This window comes from Microcoleus sp. A003_D6 (assembly GCF_036702825.1).
Taxonomy (GTDB): domain Bacteria; phylum Cyanobacteriota; class Cyanobacteriia; order Cyanobacteriales; family Microcoleaceae; genus Microcoleus.
Map to the genome: position 1 here is coordinate 1 of NZ_JAUBWA010000190.1, position 8,532 is coordinate 8,532.

Consider the following 8,532-nt stretch of genomic DNA (forward strand, 5'->3'; position numbering starts at 1 on the left):
ATGGGGATCGGGGGAGAGGATTTGACGATTGTTCGATCGGGACTCGAAATATACAATTTAAATGCACAACAGCTTAGCTCTAGGATATTCATATTTTAAAACTTTTGTATATACAATGTCAACACAATATAAAATGAGAGGATCTAGATTTAGAGGTCAGATTATGTCGCCGATCGAACAACGGCTTTTAGAAGCGATCGAACGGACTCCCGAACCGCTTTTAGAGCAAACCCTGACATTCCTGGAATTTTTGACCAGTCGGACACAGGCCGCGATCGCCCCAGACTGCGACTCAGATTTTGACTCAGACACCGACTCCAACGATCGAATCCTAGCTGACCTGAAAGCCTCCCTCCACCAAGCCAAAACGGGACAAACCTTCCCCATCTCGGAACTCTGGGACGACATCAATGTCCGATCTGCCAGTCCAACTCAAATTCAAGGCACTATTCAAACGTCGCCTCCAGGGACTCGCTAAAAAGTATCGCCAAATTCAAACGGATGTTCAGCCTGTCCTCAATGAGATTATCCAAGGAAACTTCATCGGAAACCAGATTGCAGGCATCCAATACACCGTTTACAAAGTCCGGGCTAAAAACAGTGATGCCCAAGTTGGTAAGAGTGGTGGCTATCGCTTGATTTATCAAGTTGAATCACCGACTCAGGTTGTTTGACACCTGATTTACTCGAAATCAGAACAAGCAAACGTCTGGGCCGAGGAAATCCCAACTGCGATCGCACAATACCAAGCAGAACCAGGCGAATAAGACATTTTTCAAGTCTAAACTTTGGATATCGCCGACATTGATATCACATATGGCCCAAGTCCCGACCTTCTTGCGGCAGCAGTGTATCTTTGAGAGTTGACACAAATTTTTTCAACTTGTGCTAACTCTTGACTGCATACTGACTAGAGTGAAAAATATGCAAAAACGCCAGCAACAAACCAACCAACCTATGAACCTTTCAGAAAAATCAGGGGGCAAAAGTCCCACATCCACAAAAACCAACCCAACACAGAATCTACCTGCCTCGGGGTTGCGGAAATTACTGCTCGCCGCAGGAATAGCCACTCTCTGCGCCAGTTGTCAGAGCCCCCAAACACCCACAGCCACAACCCCCGGAAGCAGTCCCGGAAGCTCTCCGGCAGCCTCTCCCGTCGCCGTTAGCAGCCCCGGCGACCCAAATACCGTCAAAATAGTCTCCATGCTGCCGATGACGGGTAGCGCCTTGGGTCAATCTCAAACAATGGTCAACGGCATCAAACAAGCCCTCGCCGAAACCGACTCCAAAGCCTGCGACGGCAAAATCAAAATCGAATACGAAGCGCTCGATGACGCCACCGCCGCCGCCGGCAAATGGGACCCGTCCCAAGTAACGTCCAACTCTAACAAAGTCGCCGCCGATGGTTCGATTGTTGCTGCGATCGGTCACTATAACTCAGGTGCCGCCAAACTTTCAATTCCCGTACTCAACCAAGCTAATGTAGTGATGGTAAGTCCGGCAAACACCTATCCAGGCTTGACCAAACCAGGAAAAGGCGAAGCCAAAGAACCCAACGTTTATTATCCCGCAGGCACTCGCAATTTCACCCGCGTTGTACCCGCCGACGACCTCCAAGGTGCGATCGCGGCCAACTGGGCCAAATCTTTAGGACTCCAAAAAGTCTACATTCTCGACGATCAAGAACTTTACGGCAAAGGCATTGCTGACGTTTTTGAAGCAACTGCTAAAACAGCGGGAATTCAAGTCCTCGGCCGCGAGGGAATTGATATCAAAGCCAGCGATTACAAAGCTTTAATGAATAAGATCAAAGCTTTAAATCCAGACATGATTTACTTTGGCGGCACTACCCAAAGCAATGCCGGACAAATAATTAAAGACATCAGAAATGTCGGAATGACTGCTGAAGCAGTTAAATTCATGGGCCCGGACGGCATTAAAGAGCAAGCTTTAATTGATGCCGGTGGCAAAGATGCCGAAGGCGTTTATGCTACTTTTGGCGGCTTGCCTCCCCAAGAATTGACTGGCGAGGGCGCGAAGTGGTACCAAAGCTACAAGGCAAAATATAATGCTGAACCCGAAGCTTATGCAGCTTATGCTTATGAATCTGCTAAGGTGATTATCGGCGCAATTAATAAGGTCTGCAAAAATGACCGCGCTGCTATCCGCGATGCTGTCTTGGCAACTAAAGATTTTAACGGCGTCCTTGGCACTTGGAGTTTTGACGCCAACGGCGACACTAGCTTGACTACAATGTCAGGAAATGTTGTCAAAGGTGGTAAGTGGGAATTTGTGAGCGCCCTCAAGACTGAATAATTAGTCAGGTGTCAGTTGTCAGTTGTCAGTTGTCATTTTATCGATTACCGATCGCAGTCTAGGACGCATTCATACTAAAGAAACCGGGTTTTTACTGGATTTAAGGTTTCGATCGAGTTGTTTCGGAAAAAAACCCGGTTTCTGCCTCGCTCCCCAATTCCCGATTACCGATTACCAAATACCGAAAATTATGAAAAACGGGCCGAGTATTCTTCTATATCTAGGTGTAGCTTATATAGTTTTGTTGTTAGGGCCGATCGCAGGATTTGATTTGCCGAAAATTTTAGGAGAAATAGCCAGCAGTCCTGAAGTTTTGATTCAACAATTGTTAGTGGGTTTGGTCAACGGCGCGCTGATTGCAATTATTGCTTTGGGTTACACGATGGTTTACGGCATTATTGAGTTAATCAATTTTGCTCACGGCGATTTGTATATGTTGGGTGCTTTTGCTTCGCTAACTGTGTTCGGGGCTTTTGGCATTCAAGACGGCGCACCTTTAGGTATTGCGATACCGGTGATGTTAGTCGCTTTAGTTATATGTTCTGCGTTTTGTGCGGGACTGAATATTGTTGTAGAAAAGTATGCTTATCGACCTTTACGAAATGCTCCTCGTTTGGCTCCGTTAATTTCGGCGATCGGGGTTTCTTTTATTTTCCAAAACATGGGATTATTTTGGGGAGGATTGAAAGCTTTTATTCCGGTGATGGGTTCTAATTCGGCCGCTCCGAAAAGCTTCCCCGATTTGTTACCGAGAGTTGATATTCTCAAAGCTTTGGGAATTCAAACGAGTATTGTATTTACTACCAAAGATTTAATTGTGTTGGTGGTGGCTGTGGTATTGATGGTTTTGCTTCATGTTTTCGTGCAGTACACTCGTCTGGGAAAGGCGATGCGGGCAACTGCTCAAAGCCGGGATGCTGCTAAAATTATGGGGATTAATGTGGATCAGATTATTGCTCTGACTTTTTTGATTGGTGGGGCTTTGGCTGGTTCGGCGGGAATTTTGGTGGGTTTGTACAACAATACGATCGTGTTTACGATGGGGTTTACGGCGGGTTTGAGGGCTTTTACGGCGGCGGTTTTGGGGGGAATTGGCAATATTGTGGGGGCGATGTTAGGAGGGGTTTTGATTGGGTTGCTGTCGTCTTTGAGCGATCAGTATTTATCGAGTCGCTGGACTAATGCTTGGGTGTTTGGGGTTTTGGTGGTGATTTTGGCTTTTCGGCCGGGGGGTTTGTTGGGCGAGAATGTTCAGGAGAAGGTTTGAAGTTGCAGAGTTGAACAAATGGCAAAAGACATTTATCATTATAATGTAAGGGCTGCCTTAGAAAAGGACGGGTGGATAATTACAGACGATCCTTTCCCTCTCAGACTTTCCTTGCGCGGTGTGTTGATAGACTTAGGAGCTAAAAAGTTACTGGCTGCTGAACGAAAGGGACAAACAATTGCCGTTAAAATCAAAAGCTTTATAGGCAAATCTCCAGTAAAAGATTTGGAAAATGCTTTAGGTCAGTATACTTTATACTTGACAATGCTATCTAGATTAGACCCAGAACGCACGCTATATCTAGCAATTGTTGAAGAAATTTATTCTACTTTTTTTGCGGAAGAAATCGTGCAAGTTGTTCTCGAAGATATGGAAATAAAACTCATTGTTGTAGATCCAGTTAAGGAGGTTATTACAAAATGGATAAACTAGACGAGTACCGGGACTTAATCTATAAAATATTGTCTTACTATGCCAACTTGCCGTACAGATACGGCGACATTAGCAGCTATGTGATTGTCAGCCAAGATCGCAATCATTTTCTGTTGATGCACGAAGGTTGGCAAGAGCGCAAACGCACTCATGGTGCGGTAGTTCACGTTGAAATCCGCAACGGCAAACTGTGGATTCATTATGACGGTATTGAAGACGGGATTACCGATGAATTACTGGAGGGTGGCGTTCCTGAAAACTGCATTGTTTTGGCGTTTCATTCGCCGGAAGTACGCAAACATACTGGATTTGCGATCGCCTAAAATATACACCTGCCAAATATCGAGGAGATGAGGGCAGGTTCTCCAAAAGTGAACTCGCTCCTACTAGATTGTGATAAAGTATAATGTGGATTACGAGGGTCGAAAACTGTGCCCGAAACAAAAGTTATTTTTTATCAAGATCGAGAAGGCGCGGCTCCAGTTCTGGAATGGCTTAAGATACTCCTGAAGCACGATCGCAAAGGCTATGCCAACTGTGTTGCGCGAATTCAACAACTAGCAAATACAGGTTACGAGTTACGACGACCTGTGGCAGATTACCTGCGTGACGGAATTTATGAATTACGGGCCAAGCATCTCCGAGTACAGTATCGCATTTTGTACTTCTTTTCTGGGCAGAATGTAGCAATTTTGGCTCATGCCATCACAAAAGATGAGGATCGAGTCCCTGATACAGAGATTGAGCGGGCAATTCAGCAAAAGGCTCAATTTGAAGCCAATCCAGCAGTTCATACTTATGTGGAGGAAACGGAAGATGGCGAAGACAAATGATGCACTGAAGATCCTTCAACAAATGACCTCTGAAGATCCTGAAATAGAGGAAATGATTAAGGAATCCTCTTTAAATGCAGAACTTGCACAACTGATTTATCGTGCTCGGACGCAAGCAGGACTGACTCAACAGCAACTTGCCGATCGCATTGGGACAAAACAGTCGGTGATTGCAGAGCTGGAAGATGCTGAGTATGAGGAACACTCGCTTTTAATGCTGCAAAAAATTGCGCGTGCGCTCAATCAGCGATTGGACGTTAAACTGATCCCGATCGCCCTTGAGGAAAATCGCACTCAGCAGCGTAGTGCGTAAATTGAGAAATGAGTATGTGCGATCGCATTTTACGTTTTAAATATTCCCTGGTTTCAACCAGCTAAAAACTTCGCCTAAAGTCAACTGCATTTCGCCCATAAATTCAGGAACTGGTAGTATATCTGTCGGTTCTTGCAATGAAATCGGCTGCTGCCTTGCGGGATAAGCTAAAATGTTTTTTTCATCGGGATCTAGTAACCAACCCATCTGGCAACCGGCGTTCAAACAGTGCAAAATATTGTTTGTGACTTTGGTTTGACTTTGGGCTGGGGACAAAATTTCTATTGTCCAGTCTGGGTGAGCATTAGACCTCTTGCAAAAATAACTAGGACGGGCTCTGGGGCCCATCCCACAAAAAACATTTTTCCTTGTGGAACGGGCCGGAGAGCCCGTTCCAAAATTTGATTAAAAGGACTTTTGCAAGAGGTCTATTAAATGTATTGGCAATTTCGCCGTCAGCATCTAGGGGAATGCGATTCCAAACAAAAATCGCGACATCGGGAACAATAGAACGTCCGCCAAAGGTGCAGCGAAGTTCTGGAAATGCCCAAGCAATCCGCTGAGGTTTGCCCGCTGCATTAACCCTCGTGATGAGTTCTCCCTGAATTGTGCTGTGTTTTCCTTGCGGCATAGGTTTTTGTAAAATGGCACCTTTGATGTATTCGCTAGCGGGTTTGGTTTCTGGGAGTTGCAAAAACTCGTCGAGGGTGATAGTTTTTTGAGGTGCTTGTACCATATAGCGATCGCCCGTTTGAAGTGTGTTGCGGTAACAGTCCCAGTATATTTGAAGTTTCGTCACTTTTGGTGCAATAATCGAACTTAAAAGACTCTAAACTGTAGCTAGCCCGATCGCCAGTTTCTAAAACCAGCAGTCGATGCGAGAAGAATATGATTTTTTTCTTCCTTCTTCCTTCTGACGAATACCTCACGCCTGATAATTAATCCGTGTATCCGTGTCAAAATCCGTGTCGTGCCTTCATTATTCCTATGTCAAACAAAATAATCCAAGCAATTAAATCGACTGGTATTTTAGGGGCGATCGGCTCTTTGACTGTCCTCTTATTCGGCGGTTGGAGCGGCACTGTAATCGGCTGGCTGATGGGTACGGCGGCGGGCTTTATTGCTTGTCAGGAACAAAAGACTTACAACCCAAAAATGGGTGCGACAATCGGCAGTTTGGCGGGATTGGGATTGGGAGTTTGGTTATTAGTTGCTAGCGTGCTCGAAGGAGTGATAATTAGACCTTTTTCTGGTCAATCTGCTGTGGATTTGCCGACTACGCTGCTGTACGGAATTTGCAGTTTGGCGATCGCAATTTTGACAGCTACGTTAATGGGGGCTTTGCAGGGTTTGCAGGGGGAACGTCAGCGGCTGGCAACTCTGGTAACATTAGCTTTTATTCTAATTCTGTTTCCGTTCATCGATATTCAAGCTAAAACCGGCTGGATTGCTACTGTAGTACAGATTCAAATCTTTATTCTGTTGGCGCTGGGTTTGAATATTACTGTGGGTTTTGCGGGTTTGCTGGATTTGGGATATGCGGCGTTTTTTGCGATCGGCGCTTACACGACAGCTTTGCTATCTTCTGGACAGGTAAATATTGCTTGGAACTTTTGGATAGTTTTGCCGATCGCGGCTGGTGTAGCTGGCATATCGGGCGTAATCCTGGGTATTCCCACACTGCGGCTCAAGGGCGATTATTTGGCGATCGTTACCCTCGGTTTTGGCGAAATTATCCCGGTTGTGTTTAGGAATTTAACCGCGATTCGCATCGACGAACCAGTCTCGAAGATTGTGGCGGCTGTTTTGGGTAAACCCGAGTTGGTGCTGTGTCTTGTTGGGTGCGATCGACCTTTTAACCTCACTGGCGGCGAAGCCGGGATAAACCCGATCGGGCGTCCATCTCTCCCCATCGTCGGCAGTTTTACTACCGGCAACTACTTTCCCTGGTATTACCTAATTTTACTCCTAGTTGTCTTCGCTTACTTCATGATTTCGCGACTGCGAGATTCCCGCTTGGGACGGGCGTGGAATGCCCTGCGCGAAGATGAATTAGCGGCTAGTGCAATGGGCATTAACCTCGTCAAAACCAAACTTTCGGCTTTTGCGATGGGAGCGACTTTTTCGGGCTTTGCAGGCGCGTTTTACGCAGCTTATATCAGCGCAATTTTTCCCAGCGTTTTCGATTTCTCGGTGTCGGTAATCATCCTGTGCATGGTGATTTTAGGCGGTTTGGGCAACATGACCGGGGTGATTTTGGGCGCTATCATTATCATGTCTGCCGATCGGCTTTATTTACCCCAACTCGCGCAAGTCCTCAAAGGTTTTCTAAATACTTTTGTACTCCCCAGGATTGCAATTCCCCAGTTGCGAGACTTTCTAGCCACCAGTTTAGACCCGATTCAAATGCGCTTATTTCTATTTGGTCTAACTCTAGTTGTCATGATGATCGTGCGGCCGGAAGGACTGATTCCTGATAAGATCCACCAAGCTGAATTGCATTCTGATGATGAGAAATTTAATGAGTCTTTAGCAGATTCAAGAAGTCAATAATAATAGCATAAGGTAGGGTGCGTCAGTCAGAAAACTTTCTTTAATTTTTCGCAATAATCTCAAGACTGACGAACCCTACAGCGTCGTTAAACAAAGTTAAAATAAGGTAAAAAAATAAGCGATGACTAATGTAACTGGTACTGCTTTTATTGTAGCCGAATTTAGAGCAGAAGAAAATGCAGAAACTGCCCCTCTTTACACCGATAATACAGTCAAAATTTGGCTGAATGAAGAAACAAAAAGAATTGCAGGCGAAATTGCCCAAAACTCTCCGGCTGCCAAAGAAATGATTAAGTTGCGGACTAAATATTTTGATGATGTTTTGTCCAATCAAATTTTAGCAGGCTGCCAGCAAATCGTTATTTTAGGCTCTGGTTTGGATACTCGCGCTGCTAGAATTAATGGAGAAAAAGTCACTTATGTTGAAATAGACGATCGCGCGACACTTGAATTAAAAGAATCAACTCTCAAAGCTCATAAAATCAAGGCAAATGTTCGCTATATTCCCGGCGATTATCTGCAAGATGGTTTAATAGCTTTGCTGAAACCGAGTAAATTAGATTTCGACCAACCTACATATTTTTTGTGGGAAGGTAACACTACGTTAATTGCCAAGAAAGATGTAATATTTGTATTAGAACAAATTCGCGACAATTTTAAGGATTTCAAGTTGTCCTTTGATTATATGTCGGAAAAGGTGATTGCGAGAACAACTGGCTACCAAGATATTAATGATTACATAAGCTGTTCGACATTTAAACCACTAACGAGGCCTGTAGGGTGCGTCAGCTAGAACACTTACTAAGCAAGGGAAA

At 45.0% G+C, this 8,532-nt stretch carries 9 protein-coding genes and 1 pseudogene; 9 read left to right on the forward strand and 1 reads right to left on the reverse strand.

Going from position 1 to position 8,532, the window contains the following annotated elements; genetic code table 11:
• Positions 1-163 precede the first annotated feature (163 nt).
• The 7 genes from QUB70_RS30195 (at position 164) to QUB70_RS30225 (ending at position 5,164) form a co-directional block, all read left to right on the forward strand.
• Positions 164-478 carry a hypothetical protein gene (locus QUB70_RS30195; protein WP_332985390.1) on the forward strand — a complete coding sequence of 105 codons (315 nt, stop codon included), beginning with the start codon at positions 164-166 and terminating at the stop codon, positions 476-478.
• Positions 479-924: 446 nt separating this feature from the next.
• Positions 925-2,319, forward strand: coding sequence for a branched-chain amino acid ABC transporter substrate-binding protein (locus tag QUB70_RS30200; protein ID WP_332985402.1), 1,395 nt, complete (start codon positions 925-927; stop codon positions 2,317-2,319).
• Positions 2,320-2,341: 22 nt separating this feature from the next.
• Positions 2,342-3,586: a branched-chain amino acid ABC transporter permease gene (locus tag QUB70_RS30205; protein WP_332985391.1), complete on the forward strand. Its 1,245-nt coding sequence runs from the start codon at positions 2,342-2,344 to the stop codon at positions 3,584-3,586.
• 18 nt (positions 3,587-3,604) lie between these two features.
• Positions 3,605-4,018 carry an element excision factor XisH family protein gene (locus QUB70_RS30210; RefSeq protein WP_332985392.1) on the forward strand — a complete coding sequence of 138 codons (414 nt, stop codon included), beginning with the start codon at positions 3,605-3,607 and terminating at the stop codon, positions 4,016-4,018.
• Positions 4,006-4,341, forward strand: a complete 336-nt coding sequence (locus tag QUB70_RS30215; RefSeq protein WP_332985393.1) for a XisI protein — start codon at positions 4,006-4,008, stop codon at positions 4,339-4,341. The genes QUB70_RS30210 and QUB70_RS30215 overlap by 13 nt, the downstream gene beginning before the upstream one ends.
• Before the next feature lie 108 nt (positions 4,342-4,449).
• Positions 4,450-4,851, forward strand: a complete 402-nt coding sequence (locus QUB70_RS30220) for a type II toxin-antitoxin system RelE/ParE family toxin (protein WP_332985395.1) — start codon at positions 4,450-4,452, stop codon at positions 4,849-4,851.
• Between the two features lie 22 nt (positions 4,852-4,873).
• Positions 4,874-5,164, forward strand: coding sequence for a helix-turn-helix domain-containing protein (locus tag QUB70_RS30225; protein ID WP_332985397.1), 291 nt, complete (start codon positions 4,874-4,876; stop codon positions 5,162-5,164).
• Positions 5,165-5,200: 36 nt separating this feature from the next.
• Here the strand turns inward: QUB70_RS30225 and QUB70_RS32825 are convergent.
• Positions 5,201-5,900, reverse strand: a pseudogene (locus QUB70_RS32825) (Uma2 family endonuclease).
• Between the two features lie 251 nt (positions 5,901-6,151).
• Between QUB70_RS32825 and QUB70_RS30240 the strand changes: the two are divergent.
• Positions 6,152-7,717, forward strand: coding sequence for an ABC transporter permease subunit (locus QUB70_RS30240; protein ID WP_332985400.1), 1,566 nt, complete (start codon positions 6,152-6,154; stop codon positions 7,715-7,717).
• A gap of 121 nt (positions 7,718-7,838) precedes the next feature.
• The gene (locus QUB70_RS30245) at positions 7,839-8,510 is read left to right on the forward strand and encodes a class I SAM-dependent methyltransferase (RefSeq protein WP_332985401.1); all 672 of its coding nucleotides are present in this window, start codon (positions 7,839-7,841) and stop codon (positions 8,508-8,510) included.
• Positions 8,511-8,532 lie beyond the last annotated feature (22 nt).